This window comes from Gemmatimonas groenlandica, assembly GCF_013004105.1.
GTDB classification, from domain to species: domain Bacteria; phylum Gemmatimonadota; class Gemmatimonadetes; order Gemmatimonadales; family Gemmatimonadaceae; genus Gemmatimonas; species Gemmatimonas groenlandica.
Map to the genome: position 1 here is coordinate 546,708 of NZ_CP053085.1, position 14,775 is coordinate 561,482.

Consider the following 14,775-nt stretch of genomic DNA (forward strand, 5'->3'; position numbering starts at 1 on the left):
GCCGGCATGGCCATTTCACCGCCGGACGCCGTCGGGAACGTCAGTCCCCCGCTTGGAGCGCTTCGTCGCGATGCCTACTTTTCAGCACGTAGTCATCCCGATAACCCGACTCTCCAATGCAGCCTCTCATGGAGCGGATCACCGGCGCTCTCGCCGCGGTCCGCAACCCCCGTACCGGCGCCGATGTCATGGCCGCCGACATGGTGCGGGATATCGCCACCACGGTCGACGGCAAGGTGCGCCTCACGCTCCTGCTGGCCGCCCAGGACGACGCCACCCTCGTGCGCGACGTCCGCCAGGCCATCGAGGCGCTCGCGGGCGTGTCCGATGTCCGCGTTGATGTGCGCGACCCCGCGCAGACCGAACCCACGCCGGCGCGTCGCGCGCCGACCTCCGCACCGCCAGCCATGAATCAGCCGCAAGCGCCCGCCACGGGTGGCATGGGACGCGCCCTCCCCGTCATGGATGCCGCCCCCAAGGCGCCGCCCAAGGTCCCCGAGCCGGTCGCCTATCCGCAGCTCGGTCGCATCATTGCCGTGTCGTCGGGCAAGGGCGGCGTGGGCAAAAGCACCGTGGCCGTGAATCTCGCGGTCGCGCTCGCCAAGATGGGCAAGCGCGTCGGTATCATGGACGCCGACATTTACGGCCCCAACCTGCCGCTCATGCTCGGTGTCGATGCGGCGCCCGCAGTCGTGGATGAAAAGATCATCCCGCTCGAGGCCTACGGCATCAAGGTGATGTCCATCGGCTTCCTCATCGAGAAGGAGCAGCCGGCCATCTGGCGCGGCCCGATCGTCATGAAGATCCTCACGCAGTTCCTGAAGGACGTCGCGTGGGGACAGCTCGACTACTTCCTGGTCGACATGCCGCCGGGCACCGGCGACGCGCAGCTCTCGCTCGTGCAGGCAACGCAGGTACACGGCGCGGTGATCGTGACCACGCCGCAGCAGGTGTCGGTCGGTGACGCGCTCCGCGGCGTGAAGATGTTCGAGCGCACTGCCGTGCCCGTGCTCGGCATCGTGGAGAACATGTCGTACTTCGAGAACCCCGAAACCGGCAAGCCGATCGCCGTCTTCGGCACTGGTGGTGGCGCGCGGTTGGCTACAGAAACCAACCTGCCGCTCATCGGACAGGTGCCGCTCGATCCGCGCATTCAGGAAGGCGGCGACACCGGCCGTCCCATTGTGGACGCTGAGCCGACGTCGCGCGCCGCGAAGGAACTCGAAGCGATCGCCCAGCGTGTCGTGGAGCGCCTTGTCAGCATCTACGGGAACTGACGCGAAGGCGGAATCGCACGCTGAAGACAACGCGCCACGCGGCGCACTCGTCGGGGAGCCGTTAGCCCTCACGATTCGCCGCGTGGCGCTGCCGGCGGTCGTCGCGAATCTGCTCATGACCACGTTTCACAACGTGGACACGTATTGGATCGGACGTACGCTCGGCCCCGATGCGCTCGCCGCCGCCACCAGCTCGATCTTCTGGATCTGGCTTGTGATTTCGATCGGCGAAATGGTCAGCATCGGACTCGATGCGATCGCCGCGCGTCGTCATGGCGAGCGTCGCCCGTCGGAAGCGGCGCGCACGATCAGCGAAGGCTTCGTGCTGGCACTGCTGCTGGGCGGTGCGATCGCGTTGGCCACGCCGTTCTTGTTGCACTGGCTCTTTGCCGTGATGAACACCGGCGCCAGTGTCAGCGCGATCGGTCGCGAATATCTCGGCACCTATCTGCTCGGCATGCCGCTCATCTTCGGCTTCTTCGCCGTCGATGCCGCGTTCCGTGCGAAGGGCGACACGCGTACGCCGCTGTACATCCTCGCGGTGACCACCGTGCTCGGGCTCGTGCTCGACCCGATCCTCATTCGCGGCTCGGGGCCCGTGCCCGCGTTCGGTATTCGTGGCGCCGCGCTCGCCACGCTCGTACCGCGCGGACTCGGCTGCATTGCCGGCGTGATCATTCTGCAACGGCGCAGCATGCTGCGCTGGGCGAAGCCGCGGTGGGATGTGATCGCGAGCATTGCGCGTGTTGGCGCACCGGCCGCGCTCACGGGCGTGGCGTTCAGCGCGATCTACGTGCTGCTCACGCGCATCACCACGCAGTTCGGCACGCCAGCCCTTGCGGCACTCGGGCTCGGCTTTCGCATCGAGAGCGTGGTGTATGTCGTGTCGGTGGGCATGGGCGCGGCGGTGGCCGCGATCGTGGGGCAGAGCATGGGTGCCGACGATCCCGATCGGGCTGAACGCGCAGGGTGGACTGCGACCGGGATCGTGAGTGTCGTGGGCGCGGTCATGGCGGGGGCGTCGTTCTTCTTTGCTGAAGACTTTGCCGCGATCTTCTCCACCGATCCGGCGGTGATTGCCGAAGCGGCGCGGTATCTGCGCATTGCGGCGTTCTCGCAGTTGTTTCTCGGCGCCGAGGTGGTGCTGGAGAGTGCGATGGGAGGCGCTGGATGGACGCTGTGGCCGATGATCGGATCCAGCACCATCACGTTGTTGCGGTTGCCCATCGGTGCGTGGGCGGCCGCACAGTGGGGCACGAGTGGCTTGTGGTGGACGCTGGCGCTCACGGCCGCCGCGCGTGGTCTGCTGATGGCGGCGCTGTGGGGCAGCGGACGGTGGCGTCGCGTGCGGGTGTAGCGCACGTTACGACATGATCGCTCCCGCCATCACGTTACTCACGGACTTCGGCACCGCCGACGGCTACGTCGCCGAAATGAAGGGCGTCCTCACCACGCTAGCGCCCGGCATTCCGCTGCTCGATCTCACGCACGATGTGCCGGCGCAGGATGTGGCGTTCGCCCGTCTCACGGTTGCGCGCTACTGGCGTCGCTTTCCGGTGGGCACCGTGCACCTCGTGGTCGTCGACCCAGGCGTGGGCACGTCGCGCGAGGCGATCGCGGTGTGCAGCGAAGGGCGGTATCTGGTGGGTCCCGACAACGGCGTGCTGTCGCCGGCGCTGTTCGCGCTCGATGCACGTGTGGTTTCGCTCACCGTCGACGTGCAGGCGTCGCCCACCTTCCACGCGCGTGATGTGTTCGCGCCGGCGGCCGCGCAGCTGGCACGCGGCGTTTCGATCGACATGATCGGCGAGCCGTTTACGCAGCCCGTACGACTGCGCACGGCGCAGCCGCGCCGCGCTCCAGACGGCGCCCTGCACGGTGAGATCCTCACCATCGATCGCTTCGGCAACGCGATCACCAATTTGGCCGCCCGCGACGGCGCGGCGGTGCAGGTGGGTGGCCACCAGGTGCGCGTGGTGCGCACGTATGGCGAGGCCGCGCCCGGCGAACTCGTGGCGCTGGTGGGGTCGAGCGGCTTCGTGGAGATCGCCGTCCGCGACGGGCACGCGGCCGCCCGACTGCGCCTGTCGCGTGGGCAGGCCGTTGAGCTCGCACCAGTGATGCGTTGACATCATTTAGGTGATGCGTTAGCATCATTTATGCGTACGACCATCGATCTCGACGACGCGCTCCTTCAGCGTCTCCGTGACACCGCCCACCGCGAAGGCGTGCCGTTCAAGGCGCTGCTGCATCGGGTGATTCTTCGCGGCCTCGACGAAGCCCCCTCGGTCGCCCCGACGCACTACGAGCCTCGCTCGTACAGCATGGGCCCGATACGAGAGGGCTACGATCTCGTGAAAGCCCGGTGGATCGTGGACGATCTCGAAGACGAAGAGATCATTCGGAAAATGAACGAGGGGCGCTGAGGGGTGATTGTCCCGGACGTCAACCTGCTGGTGTACACGCTCAATCGTGACAGCCCGCAGTGCACTCGTGCGCGTGATTGGTGGCGCACGCTGCTCAACGGCGACGAGCCTGTCGGTCTCACCTGGGTGACCGTGATGGGCGTCGTACGCATCAGCACGAACCCGCGGATTTTTCGCTCGCCGCTCGCGCTTGTTGACGTCATCGGGAACGTCGATGAATGGTTCTCGCAGCCAGTGGTGAGTACGCTGGAACCTGGCGCGCGCCATTGGGCGATCATGCGCACGCTGCTGGCCGAAGCCGGCCGTGGCGGCAACCTCACCACCGACGCGCATCTCGCCGCACTCTGCATCGAACGCGGCGCCACGCTGCACAGCGCCGATGGCGACTTCGCGCGCTTTCGCGGACTGCGCTACGAGAACCCGCTGCGCTGAACTCGGCCGCGCCGACTACAACCCAGCGCCGTTCCCCGCGCTGCTGTCGGTACTGACGGGTCGCCGTGCCGCCACCACACCCTGCACGGGCGTCGGCGTCTGCCAACCGGGCGCCGCGACTTCGGTGGTCGTGGTGGTCGATGCCGCCCCCCACCGCGACGTGAAGCCCGACATGCCGAAACGCGAGCCCCCGAAACGCATCGAGAGCTGCGCGACGCCCATGCGCGATTTCACCACGGCACCCAGTCCCACCGTGGCCACCGCCCAGGTGAACGCCACGGCAACAAGCCGCGCGATGGCGCCGGCCACCGGCACCTTGGCAGCCACGGCCGCGCCGAACCAAATCAGACTGAGCGTGGCCAACCCAACGGCCAAGCCGCGCAAGGCCGCACCGCGCTCGCTGCTGCTTGCACCACGTCCGGCTAGAGCACGACCGATCACCAATGCCACGGCCAGGATGCCCAGCGTGAACGCACCGGCGTAGGCCAGCGCCCATGCCAGCGCGGCGATCGGGATCACCAGAATGCCGATAATGGTGATGGCGCACGCGACCAGCAGCACCACCAGCAAGGGTACCGCTAACAGCTGCCAGAGGAGACCGACCCAGAAGCTGCCGGAGATGTCGCGCGCCGCGGTCTTGGCGACGGCGGTGAGCGCCTCTTCGGCGGTCATGAGCACCACGAGGCCGATGAGCAGGCCGATGCCGAACACGCCGGCGACCGCGAGCAGGTTGGTGGTCGCCGTCAGCATGTCATGACCTCAACGGGCGCGACGCGAGGCGGTGGCGAGGGCGCGAAGCCCGACGACCCCCATCCCCACGATGGCGACAAAGCCGCCCACCGCGATGGCCGCCATTTCCGGCGACCCGCTCTGCATGGCGGCGATGCCCGGCTGACCCAGCACCGTGGACGCCACGTCGTTGGAGGCGGCCACGACCTGCTCGCGCACGCCTTCGGCGCCAAGCTGCGTGAGGATGAATGCCATGTCGGCGCGCGCCACAACCCACGTCGCACCGGCGGTCGCGAGTCCCGCGGTGATCGCCGCGCCGAAGCCAGCGGCAATGCGGGCCGGCCGGGTGGCCGGGACGAACTGCGCGACGGTGCGGGTCGCCGCGGCGTGCCACGGCTCAAACACCTGAACCTGCGACATGACCCGATCGGAGAAGTTCACGGAGGGGGCAAAGTCGGGAAGGGCGTCGAGCGCGAACATCAGCTCCTGAGCACTCTCCAGTTCCTGACGGCACGAAATGCACGATTTGACGTGCGCTCTCAAAGGAGCGACGCCAAAGCCTTCCTCCCCATCCAGCAGGAGCTCGATTTCGTCTGATCTCAGGTGTCTGTCGTGCATTGGTGCCTCCACGGGGAACTACGCGCCTGCCCGCCGTCAGGTTTCACAGGGTTTCAGTGATCTTGAGGAAGATCACTTCATGAATGGGTCCAGCGTGATCTCTCAGTCCCGCAGCCCCTCGAGCGCCTTTCGGAGCTCGTGGCGGGCCCGGTGGATGTACGTCTTCACCGTGCCCAGGGGCAGGTCGAGCGTGGCCGCAATCTCTTCGTACGCGCGGCCTTCCACATGACGCAGCATAATGCAGGCCCGATACTCAGGTCGCAGCTTCGCGATGGCCTGTTCGATGGCCGAACCCAGCTCCTTCGCCTCGAGCTCGTCAAGAGCACTCTCCTGCTCGGACTCGAGGTTGAGGGTCGTGGCCTCGACCTCGCTGGCCGTCGAGGCGTGCGGGGAGCCGTCCATGCTGATCGTATCCAGCCGTCGTCGGCGGAGATGATCGATCGCCACATTGTTCGCGATCTTGAACAGCCAGCTCGAGAACTTGAACTCGGGGCTGTACTTGTCGATGTGGTTCAGGACTTTGACGAATGCGTCCTGCGCGAGGTCCTCGGCCGTCTCCCGGTCACGGACCATACGGAAGACGAGCGAAAACACCGGCCGTTCGTAGCGGCGCACCAGCTCGCGGAACGCGAGCTCACGGCCCTGCTGCGCTAGGCGAACGACATCGGCATCGGGGAGTGTTCCCAGCTCGTCGAGAGTCTGCATCGGATCGCATAACCTAGCACGGGCGTGCGCTTGCTCGCACTCCCCCGCCTGTCGATGTTTCGCAAATGCCAGTCGTCCCGCCTCCGAACGAGGCCACCGAACGCGCTGAATCCACCGGCCGGGCCGAACAGGCCGCCCGTGGAGAAGGGAAGCGCGAGTACGTGCAGCAAATGTTCTCGGACATCGCGCCGCGCTATGACCTGCTCAATCACGTCCTGTCGATGAACATCGATAAGGCGTGGCGGCGGAAAGCCCTGCGCGCCCTCCAGTGGACCCAGCGGCCGGCGGGCAGCTACCTCGACCTGTGCGCGGGGACCCTCGACGTGGGTGCCGCACTGGTGAAGCAGCCGGGATTCACCGGGTTCGTGGCCGGTGCCGATTTCGCCGTCCCGATGCTCCGGCACGGCAACGGCAAGGCGTCGCGTGAGGTCCTCGCCCCCGTGGGCGCCGACGCGCTGGCGCTGCCCTTCGCCACGGCCTCCCTCGACGGCGCGATTGTGGCGTTCGGCATCCGCAATGTGGCCGACCTCGATGCGGGACTGCGCGAAGTGCATCGGGTGCTCAAGCCGCGTGCCCGTTTTGTCATTCTCGAGTTCTCCACGCCGCCGTTGGCGATCGTGCGCACGTTCTATCACCTGTACTTCCATCACGTGTTGCCGAGAGTGGGACGCCTCGTGAGCGGCCATGGCAGCGCGTACACGTATCTGCCGATGTCCGTATCGCATTTCCCCACCGAAGAAACGCTCGCCGGCCACATGCGCCGCGCGGGCTTCACCACGGTCACGTGGGAACGCCTCACCTTCGGCATCGCCGCGATTCACGTGGGGACGGCGTGAGTAACGCACGAAGGAACGCCATCACGTACCGCCCGGTTGGTCTCTGATGTCTCTCGATACGCTTTCCGATTTCATCACGGCCATCGATCGGGCCGGCGAACTGCATCGCATCACCGAACCGGTGAAGGTGCATCTCGAGATCACCGAGATTGCCGACCGCGTGTCCAAGATGCCCGGCGGCGGCAAGGCGCTGCTGTTCGAACATCCGATTCTCCGCGACGGGACACGCTCGCAGTATCCCGTGGCCATCAACCTGTTCGGCTCCATGCGTCGCATGGCGATGGCGCTGGGTGTGGACGATCTCGACGCCATCGGCGACCGCATCACGGCGCTGATGGATCTCAAGGTCCCCGACGGATTCCTCGGCAAACTCTCGCTGCTGCCGCGCCTGCTCGAAGTGTCGAAGTTTCCGCCGCGCACCAAGAGCGGCAGCCCGTCGTGTCAGGACATCGTGTGGCAGGGCGACGAGATCGATCTCGACAAGATCCCCGTACTGCACTGCTGGCCCGAAGACGGCGGCCCGTTCGTGACGATGACGGCGGTGATCAGCAAAGATCCCGTGCGTGGCATTCGCAACGTCGGCATGTACCGCGTGCAGCAGCTCGACAAGAAGTCGGTGGCGATGCACTGGCAGCGTCACAAGACGGGCGCCGAGCATATGCGACAGATGGCCGAGCGCGGCGAGAAGATGCCGGTGTGCATCGTCGTCGGCGCCGACCCGGCCAGCATGTTCTCGGCGAGCGCACCACTCCCGCCGAACATCGACGAGTTTCTCTTCGCCGGATTTCTGCGTCGCGATCCCGTGAAGCTCACGAAGGCGGTGTCGTGTGATCTCGAGGTGCCGGCCGACGCCGAGTTCGTGATCGAGGGCTATATCGATCCGGCCGAGGCGCTGGTGGTCGAAGGGCCGTTCGGCGACCACACCGGCTTCTACTCCGAAGCCGATCTGTATCCGAAGGTGCACGTCACGGCCGTCACGATGCGCAAGAACGCGGTGTATTCCACCACGATCGTGGGCCGCCCGCCGATGGAAGATTTCTATCTCGGCCACGCCACCGAGCGCATCTTCCTGCCGCTGCTCAAGCTCACGACGCCGGAGATTGTGGACTATCACATGCCGGCCGAGGGGGGCTTTCACAACCTCGTGTTCGTGAGCATCGACAAGAAGTATCCGGGGCACGCCGACAAGGTGATGCATGCCTTGTGGGGCCAAGGGCTGATGTCACTGGCGAAGGTGCTGGTGGTGGTGGACAAGGAAGTCAACGTGCGCAACCCCGTCGAAGCGTGGTGGGTGGCGCTCAACAACATGGATCCGCAGCGCGACGTGCGGTTCACGATGGGGCCGGTCGACGTACTCGATCACGCCAGCCGCGCATTCACGTACGGCAGCAAGATGGGCATCGACGCCACGCGAAAGTGGCCTGAAGAAGGCTTTACGCGCGCGTGGCCCAAGGTGATCACGATGGACGACGCCACCCGTCGTGCCGTCGATGCGAAGTGGTCGAAGTTGGGACTGCCTCCGTTGGGCAAGTCGTGAGCAGCGTCGTGCCGCCGAAGGGGGCCCGCGACGGCCAGCTCATGTCCGGCGAATCGCTGCTCGTGCGACTGGCCAACTTCGTGAAGCTGCCGCACACAGTGTTCGCGATGCCGTTTGCGTTGGTGGGCGTGCTCTGCGCGAGTGTGGTGGCACCGGTCACGATCGCGATGGTCGGTTGGGTGTTACTGGCGTTTACCGCGGCGCGCTTTGCCGGAATGGGGTTCAACCGCATCGTCGATCGCGATGTCGATGCGATCAATCCGCGTACGGCCAAGCGAGAGTTGCCGGCGGGTACGTTGTCGTTGGCGCAGGCCAAGGGGTCAGTGGCCGTGGCCAGCGTGTTGTTCGTGATCGCGGCGTGGCAGCTGAATCCGCTCTGTCTTGCTCTGAGTCCCGTCGCGCTGCTGTGGGTGTTGGGCTATAGCTACACCAAAAGGTTCACGCGATACTCGCATCTGTGGCTCGGACTCGGGTTGTCCATCGCACCGGTGGGCGGCTATCTCGCGGTGACGGGTGCGTGGAGCGACCCGTGGTGGTTTCTGTGCGTGTTGGCACTAGCCATCGTGTGCTGGAGCGGCGGCTTCGACATGCTGTATGCGTTGCAGGACGCGGAGTTCGATCGCACCAATGGCTTGCACAGCATGCCATCGGCGATCGGGGTGCCGAAGGCAATTCGCTTTTCGCGCACGCTGCACGTGATCGCGCTGAGCTGTCTGGCCATCGTGGTCTCCACGCATCCGCTGGGCACTGGCGTGGCGGTTGTGCAGACGGTGTTGTGGGGCGGCGTGGTCTTCGTGGCGGCGATGCTGGTGTGGGAGCATCGCATGGTGAAGGCCGATGATCTCACCAAGCTCGACGCGGCCTTCTTCACGATGAACGGCATCATCTCGCTGGGCTTTCTCACGGTCTTTGCGGTGGCTCGCTTCCTCGCTTCCGGAGCACGGGTATGACGCAGGCGGCTGCTCGACACCCGATCGTTCTGGCGATCACCGGCGCCTCGGGAGCACCCTATGCGGTGCGCTTGCTGCAACAGCTGGTTGAACGGCAGATGCCCACTTGGCTGATCGTGTCGAGTCACGGATTCCGCTTGCTGGCCACCGAAAGCGACATCCCCGACCTGCACACGTTGCGCGCACACGCCGGCGCCGACGCGTTCGACGCCTGCGTCACGGTGTTCGATGACAATGATCGTGGGGCCGCACCGGCGTCGGGCTCAGCGAGATCGAGCGGCATGGTGGTGTGCCCGTGCAGCATGGGCACGGTGAGTGCGATTGCGCACGGCACGTCACGCTCGCTGGTGGAGCGCGCGGCCGACGTGGCGCTCAAAGAGCGGCGGAAGCTCATTCTGGTTCCACGGGAAACACCGCTGTCGCTCATTCACCTCGAGAATCTCACGCAGGTCACGCGGGCTGGTGCCACGGTGATTCCGGCGGCGCCGGGCTTCTACCACAAGCCGGCTAGCATCGACGATCTCGTGGATTTCATCGTGGCGCGGGTGCTCGATCATCTTGAGGTGGAGCACACGCTGGGCAAGCGCTGGGGCGGAGAAGGCGAGTAGCGTCGAATGCCGCCAATCAAGATTGAGCCTATCACGCTGACGCCGGACAAGTACCGCCACGAGTTCAAGACCAAGGCGACGAAGGTCTTTCTCGTGTTCGTCTTCTGGTGCCCGTTCGGATTCTTGCTCGCGTCCATCCTGGGCTACAAAGGGACAACGCGGTTTCTCGTGGCCCTCGGGTTTGCCGTCCCTCTGGCCATAGCGGGGTTGCTCGCCATTCTGCTCGCGCAACGGATCGGATCGGGAGTATTGCAGGCCTTTCTGTTTCCGCGCGGCTCCCGGGCGTCGGCGGCGATCACGAGCCATGCCGAATCACTGGCGGCGCGCGGCCAGTACGACGAAGCCGCGGCGGAATTCGCGGCATTGCGTACCAAGTACCCGCACGATATTCCCTTGCTTCGCGTCGAGGCGGAGTTTCAAGCCGGCGTTGGCGGCAATCCTCAGGTCGCCGCGCAGGTGCTCAATCAGTTGCGTCGGGTGCCCAACGTGCCGGCCGCCGTGGAACTCTATGCCACACATCGACTCCTCGACCTGTATCTTGGAGTGTTGGCCGAACCCGGTCGCGCCATGGTAGAACTCCGGCGCATGGCTGATCGCTTTCCCGACACACCCGACGGACAGGGCGCGCTCGCCGAACTCACCCGACGACGCGACCACCTTGCACAGGATCAGACGAACACATGAAGGAAGCCACGATCATCGGCCTGATTTCCGATACGCATGGACTGGTGCGCCCCGAGGTCTTCGCGGCGCTCGACGGCGTGTCGCGCATTTTTCATGCGGGCGACGTGGGGCCGCCCGAAGTGCTGATCGAGCTGGCAACGATCGCGCCGATCCAGGCGGTGTGGGGCAACACCGATGCGCCCGGCCGCGCCGATTTGGTGGAGCGCATCGAAGAAACGATCGACGGGGTGCGTATCGTCGTCACGCATGGGCATGAAATCAGCAGCGTGAACCCGCCGCGACTGGTGAGCGCATACATGAACGCCGATGTGATCGTGTACGGGCACACGCACGTCCAGCTGATCACCAAGGCGGCGAAGCGCATCGTCGTCAATCCGGGCGCCGCCGGTCCGCGTCGGTTCAAGCTGCAGCCAAGCGTGGCGAAGCTGTACATCCTGAACGGCAAGGCGGACGTGGAGTTGATTCCGCTGGGGATTCCGGAGGAGGTCGTGGCGGAGGATGACGAATTGGAGTAGGTGGATAGACTCACGTGAGTTCTAAGTGGTGAGTCGAAGTTTCGAGTCGTGAGTGAGCCAACTCGTAACTCCGAACTTGAACTCAGCACTCCCAACTCACGTGAGTCTGTCCGAATTTCGCACCAACGTTTCCAGTGCCCCCACGACCGTCTCCGCCTTGTACACCGCGTCGTTGGGCCGGGTGCGGAACCACGACTCGATCATGAGCAGTTCATCGAGTTGGTCGACCACGGCACCGGTAGGCGCCTGCACGCCGCGCTGCTCCAGCGCCTGGAGCGCCGTCACGGATTCCGGTTCGCGGCAGCGCGCTTCGGCCACCACGCGACCGTGTCGCACGAGATACAACCGGTCGTCGCCGTCGCGCCCCGGCATTGCGTACACGAAACTCGGCTTGGTGATCGCTTCACGCACGCGTGCGAGTTGAGCGTCGAGTTCCTGCAGCGCCGTGAGCCGGTCGCGCAGCCACCCGGCCCGCTCGTAGCTCAGCGCCGCGCTGGCGGCCGACATTTCGCGCACGAGCTGCTGATGCGGCGAATCGTCGCGTCCTTCCAGCACGGCGCGCGCGCGGGAAAGCTGCGCGCGATACGCGTACTCCGTGGTGGCGCCGACGCACGGACCGAGACAGCGTCGCGTCTCGTAGCGATGGCAGCCGGGTGTACGCGTGAGCGATGGATGCACCATATCGTCGAACAGGTCGACCGCGTCGTGCAATACCATGGGCACGCGATCGGTACAGTCACGCAGCCCCAAGGCGTCGTTCAAGACGCGTAACGCCTCCACCAGCGGACGACGCGACGCGAACGGTCCGATCACCTGTGCCGCCTGCTTGGCACGGGCGGCGGCACTTGCGCGCTGAATGCGCAGCCGCGGCGCGGGGCCGCCGGCCACCGTGATCACCCACCACTTATCGAGCGGGCGCGCCGCCTTGATGTTGTACTTCGGGAGATGCGCGCGAATGAGCCGTACTTCGCGCAGCAATGCCGCGAATTCACTCGGCATCGGCTCCCATTCGATGCGCGCCGTTTCGCGCAGCAGCCGCGCATGACGGTGTTCGGGCCACGGCAGGCGGAAATACGACAGCAATCGCGTGCGCACCTGCGTGCTCTTGCCTACATACAGCACCTCGCCGTGCACGCCGCGCATGAGGTACACGCCCGGCTCGTTGCGCATCTGCTCGCGTACCTGCTCCCGCAATCGCTGCACGTCGGCGTCGGGCGAACCGACCGCCAGGTCGAGCTGCGTGGCCAGTTTGGGGCGCGACTTGCCGCGCCGTGTACCGTCGAGCCTACCGCTGGCAGTGCGAGCAGAAGACGGTGCTGCGGCCGTCGATCGCGTGCGTGCCGACCAGACGACGGCCGCAGGCGAGACAGGGCTCGCCGGCGCGACCGTAGGCGGCCAACTGCTCGACGAAAGCGCCTCGTTCACCGCGCGCATCCCGGTAGTCGCGGAAGCTCGTGCCGCGGGCCGCAATGGACGCCGTCAACACGGCGCAGAGCTGCGCTCGCAGCTCCGCGCTTTCCTGCTCGGAGAGTGTGCGCGCTTCGCGCGACGGATCGATCCCGGCCAGCCACAGAGCCTCGTTCGCGTAGATGTTGCCGACGCCGGCAAGTCGCTTCTGGTCCATCAGAAACACTTTGATGGCTTGACGCGACTCCCGAACAAGTCCCGAAAACTCGGCGTCGCCGAGCTGCGGGTCAAGAGGTTCGGCACCTAATGCGGTCGAATAGTTCGTGAAACGTTCGGGTGACATGAGCGCCACCGTGCCCAGCCGCCGCACATCGCGGTAGTGCAGGGCCCGACCATCCTGCAGGCGGAGCGTAACGGCCACGTAGGCCCGATCGGCCGCCGAGAGCGAGCCCTCATCAACCACCATGCCGCCCGTAAAGCGTGGCTGCACCACCACGCGCCACGGTGGCTCGGCGGCGTGACTCGCCGCCGTTCGGGGACGCATGTCGAGCACGATCAGTTTGGCCCGGCGCCAGACGTGTGCGATCGTGAGTCCGGTCAGCGCCTCGGCAAAGCCCGCGGCGTCGGCTTCGCGGAGCACGTCGGCCTTGAGCACCTCGACGCCGACGATGGTGGCACCACACACCATCGCGTCGAGATCGCGCGCGATGGTTTCCGTTTCGGGAAGTTCAGGCAAGTCGCGCCGCTTCCCGCCAGCCGATGTCGCCGCGAAAGATCGCCCCCTCGAACTCGATGCGCGACGCCGCCTCACGGCTGGCGTCCTGCGCGTCGGCGAAGGTATCGGCCATCGCCGTGACGGCGAATACGCGACCGCCGCTCGTTCGGAGCGAGCCGTCGTCGGCGCGCGCGGTGCCGGCGTGATACACGCGCAAATCGTCGCTGAACGACGGCAGTGTAATGTGCTGGCCAGTGACGGGCGCATCGGGATACCCTTGCGATGCGACCACCGTGGTCACCGATGCGCCGTCGCGCCACGTGAACGGCGACAGACTGCCGATGCGGCCACCATGGGCCACGGTCATCATGGGATCGAGCAGGCTGCTGGTCAGCATCGGCAAGATCGCCTGTGTCTCGGGATCACCGAAACGACAGTTGAACTCGACGACCTTCGGGCCTTCTTCCGTGAGCATCAAGCCCGCGTACAGCAGTCCCGTAAAGGGCGTGCCGCGCTTCCGCAGGGCGTGCAGGGTCGGCAGGAAGATGCGTTCGGTGACGTCGTCTACGAGCGATGGTGTGGAGAACGACACGGGCGTGTACGCTCCCATGCCACCGGTGTTCGGGCCTTCGTCGCCGTCGAGCAAGCGCTTGTGATCCTGCGCGCCGATCATCGGCATCACGTTGTAGCCGTCGGTCACCGCGAACAGCGACAGCTCTTCGCCGGTCATGAACGACTCCACGAGACACTCGCTACCGGCCTCGCCGAACGCTTTGTCCTCGAGCACGCGCTCGATCGCCGCGTCGGCTTCCCTGAGCGTGTGACAGATGATCACGCCTTTTCCCGCGGCGAGTCCGCTGGCCTTGATGACCACGGGTACGCCGAAGCGGGCACGCACCGCGTCTTTCGCATCCACCGACTTTTTGTGCGTCTCGGCGCGCGCGGTCGGAATGCCGGCGGCCATCATGAGCGCCTTCGTGTCGGCCTTCGACGTCTCCACCTTGGCCGCACCCATCGTGGGCCCGAACACCGGCACGCCGATGTGCTGCAGATGATCCACCAGACCGATCGCCAACGGCGCCTCGGGCCCGACGACCACCAACTTCACCTGCTCGCGCTCGGCCAGTTCCGCCACTTCGATCGGGTCGGAGGCATTCACCGAGACCACACGAGCCAACTGCGCGATCCCTGGATTTCCCGGACCGGCCACGAGATCGATGGTGGTATTCTCGCGCGCGAGTGCGTCAGCGAGGGCATGTTCGCGGCCGCCAGAGCCGAGGAGCAGGATTTTCATGGCGGGAAATCTAGTCCAAATCGAAAGTGAAGCGCGAACGAG

The 14,775-nt window shown here is 65.9% G+C and carries 17 protein-coding genes; 11 read left to right on the forward strand and 6 right to left on the reverse strand.

The features are described from left to right. Positions 1-116: 116 nt before the first annotated feature. Genes HKW67_RS02245 through HKW67_RS02265 form a run of 5 tightly spaced genes read left to right on the forward strand, consistent with a single transcriptional unit; the run spans position 117 to position 4,135 of the window. A complete protein-coding gene (locus HKW67_RS02245) occupies positions 117-1,277 on the forward strand; it encodes an Mrp/NBP35 family ATP-binding protein (RefSeq protein ID WP_171223850.1) in 1,161 nt (386 codons plus the stop codon). Continuing rightward, positions 1,255-2,634 carry an MATE family efflux transporter gene (locus HKW67_RS02250; RefSeq protein WP_171223851.1) on the forward strand — a complete coding sequence of 460 codons (1,380 nt, stop codon included), beginning with the start codon at positions 1,255-1,257 and terminating at the stop codon, positions 2,632-2,634. The genes HKW67_RS02245 and HKW67_RS02250 overlap by 23 nt, the downstream gene beginning before the upstream one ends. A gap of 13 nt (positions 2,635-2,647) precedes the next feature. Continuing rightward, the gene (locus HKW67_RS02255; RefSeq protein ID WP_171223852.1) at positions 2,648-3,406 is read left to right on the forward strand and encodes an SAM hydrolase/SAM-dependent halogenase family protein; all 759 of its coding nucleotides are present in this window, start codon (positions 2,648-2,650) and stop codon (positions 3,404-3,406) included. Between the two features lie 30 nt (positions 3,407-3,436). Continuing rightward, on the forward strand, positions 3,437-3,703 hold the full coding sequence (locus HKW67_RS02260) for a hypothetical protein (RefSeq protein ID WP_171223853.1): 267 nt from the start codon (positions 3,437-3,439) through the stop codon (positions 3,701-3,703). A 3-nt stretch (positions 3,704-3,706) separates the two neighbouring features. Continuing rightward, positions 3,707-4,135: a type II toxin-antitoxin system VapC family toxin gene (locus HKW67_RS02265; protein ID WP_171223854.1), complete on the forward strand. Its 429-nt coding sequence runs from the start codon at positions 3,707-3,709 to the stop codon at positions 4,133-4,135. 15 nt (positions 4,136-4,150) lie between these two features. Here HKW67_RS02265 and HKW67_RS02270 read toward each other — a convergent pair whose 3' ends face one another. From HKW67_RS02270 to HKW67_RS02280, 3 genes are all read right to left on the reverse strand, one after another. Next, on the reverse strand, positions 4,151-4,885 hold the full coding sequence (locus HKW67_RS02270; RefSeq protein ID WP_171223855.1) for a hypothetical protein: 735 nt from the start codon (positions 4,883-4,885) through the stop codon (positions 4,151-4,153). A 9-nt stretch (positions 4,886-4,894) separates the two neighbouring features. Continuing rightward, positions 4,895-5,344, reverse strand: coding sequence for a hypothetical protein (locus HKW67_RS02275; RefSeq protein ID WP_171223856.1), 450 nt, complete (start codon positions 5,342-5,344; stop codon positions 4,895-4,897). A 240-nt stretch (positions 5,345-5,584) separates the two neighbouring features. After that, entirely contained in the window at positions 5,585-6,187 is a 603-nt protein-coding gene (locus HKW67_RS02280; protein ID WP_171223857.1) for an RNA polymerase sigma factor, read from the reverse strand. 65 nt (positions 6,188-6,252) lie between these two features. Between HKW67_RS02280 and HKW67_RS02285 the strand changes: the two genes are divergently transcribed. The 6 genes from HKW67_RS02285 to HKW67_RS02310 are packed head-to-tail and all read left to right on the forward strand — an operon-like array spanning position 6,253 to position 11,317. Next, positions 6,253-7,023: a class I SAM-dependent methyltransferase gene (locus HKW67_RS02285; protein WP_171223858.1), complete on the forward strand. Its 771-nt coding sequence runs from the start codon at positions 6,253-6,255 to the stop codon at positions 7,021-7,023. 46 nt (positions 7,024-7,069) lie between these two features. Continuing rightward, entirely contained in the window at positions 7,070-8,560 is a 1,491-nt protein-coding gene (locus HKW67_RS02290; protein ID WP_171223859.1) for a menaquinone biosynthesis decarboxylase, read from the forward strand. Beyond that, the gene (locus HKW67_RS02295; RefSeq protein WP_171223860.1) at positions 8,557-9,510 is read left to right on the forward strand and encodes a UbiA-like polyprenyltransferase; all 954 of its coding nucleotides are present in this window, start codon (positions 8,557-8,559) and stop codon (positions 9,508-9,510) included. Before HKW67_RS02290 ends, HKW67_RS02295 begins: the two co-directional genes overlap by 4 nt. Next, complete coding sequence (locus tag HKW67_RS02300; RefSeq protein ID WP_171223861.1) at positions 9,507-10,118, forward strand: UbiX family flavin prenyltransferase; 612 nt, start codon at positions 9,507-9,509, stop codon at positions 10,116-10,118. The genes HKW67_RS02295 and HKW67_RS02300 overlap by 4 nt, the downstream gene beginning before the upstream one ends. A gap of 6 nt (positions 10,119-10,124) precedes the next feature. After that, positions 10,125-10,802, forward strand: a complete 678-nt coding sequence (locus tag HKW67_RS02305; RefSeq protein WP_171223862.1) for a tetratricopeptide repeat protein — start codon at positions 10,125-10,127, stop codon at positions 10,800-10,802. After that, complete coding sequence (locus tag HKW67_RS02310; protein ID WP_171223863.1) at positions 10,799-11,317, forward strand: metallophosphoesterase family protein; 519 nt, start codon at positions 10,799-10,801, stop codon at positions 11,315-11,317. Before HKW67_RS02305 ends, HKW67_RS02310 begins: the two co-directional genes overlap by 4 nt. Before the next feature lie 96 nt (positions 11,318-11,413). On the opposite strand, the gene HKW67_RS02315 is transcribed toward HKW67_RS02310, so the two are convergent. The 3 genes from HKW67_RS02315 to purD all read right to left on the reverse strand — a co-directional run bounded on the left by HKW67_RS02315 (position 11,414) and on the right by purD (position 14,733). Further along, entirely contained in the window at positions 11,414-12,487 is a 1,074-nt protein-coding gene (locus HKW67_RS02315; RefSeq protein WP_269141428.1) for a GIY-YIG nuclease family protein, read from the reverse strand. Between the two features lie 115 nt (positions 12,488-12,602). Further along, entirely contained in the window at positions 12,603-13,460 is an 858-nt protein-coding gene (mutM, locus tag HKW67_RS22395) for a bifunctional DNA-formamidopyrimidine glycosylase/DNA-(apurinic or apyrimidinic site) lyase (protein WP_230981104.1), read from the reverse strand. Next, positions 13,453-14,733: a phosphoribosylamine--glycine ligase gene (gene purD, locus HKW67_RS02320; RefSeq protein WP_171223865.1), complete on the reverse strand. Its 1,281-nt coding sequence runs from the start codon at positions 14,731-14,733 to the stop codon at positions 13,453-13,455. Before purD ends, mutM begins: the two co-directional genes overlap by 8 nt. Between the last annotated feature and the right edge of the window lie 42 nt (positions 14,734-14,775).

Bases quoted from the DNA above. Each gene is read 5' to 3' on its own strand.
- HKW67_RS02245 (WP_171223850.1), top strand. From the start codon at position 117: ATGCAGCCTCTCATGGAGCGGATCACCGGCGCTCTCGCCGCGGTCCGC.
- HKW67_RS02255 (WP_171223852.1), top strand. From the start codon at position 2,648: ATGATCGCTCCCGCCATCACGTTACTCACGGACTTCGGCACCGCCGAC.
- HKW67_RS02260 (WP_171223853.1), top strand. From the start codon at position 3,437: ATGCGTACGACCATCGATCTCGACGACGCGCTCCTTCAGCGTCTCCGT.
- HKW67_RS02270 (WP_171223855.1), bottom strand. From the start codon at position 4,885: ATGCTGACGGCGACCACCAACCTGCTCGCGGTCGCCGGCGTGTTCGGC.
- HKW67_RS02275 (WP_171223856.1), bottom strand. From the start codon at position 5,344: ATGTTCGCGCTCGACGCCCTTCCCGACTTTGCCCCCTCCGTGAACTTC.
- HKW67_RS02280 (WP_171223857.1), bottom strand. From the start codon at position 6,187: ATGCAGACTCTCGACGAGCTGGGAACACTCCCCGATGCCGATGTCGTT.
- HKW67_RS02285 (WP_171223858.1), top strand. From the start codon at position 6,253: ATGCCAGTCGTCCCGCCTCCGAACGAGGCCACCGAACGCGCTGAATCC.
- HKW67_RS02290 (WP_171223859.1), top strand. From the start codon at position 7,070: ATGTCTCTCGATACGCTTTCCGATTTCATCACGGCCATCGATCGGGCC.
- HKW67_RS02300 (WP_171223861.1), top strand. From the start codon at position 9,507: ATGACGCAGGCGGCTGCTCGACACCCGATCGTTCTGGCGATCACCGGC.
- HKW67_RS02305 (WP_171223862.1), top strand. From the start codon at position 10,125: ATGCCGCCAATCAAGATTGAGCCTATCACGCTGACGCCGGACAAGTAC.
- HKW67_RS02310 (WP_171223863.1), top strand. From the start codon at position 10,799: ATGAAGGAAGCCACGATCATCGGCCTGATTTCCGATACGCATGGACTG.
- HKW67_RS02315 (WP_269141428.1), bottom strand. From the start codon at position 12,487: ATGCGCAACGAGCCGGGCGTGTACCTCATGCGCGGCGTGCACGGCGAG.
- purD (WP_171223865.1), bottom strand. From the start codon at position 14,733: ATGAAAATCCTGCTCCTCGGCTCTGGCGGCCGCGAACATGCCCTCGCT.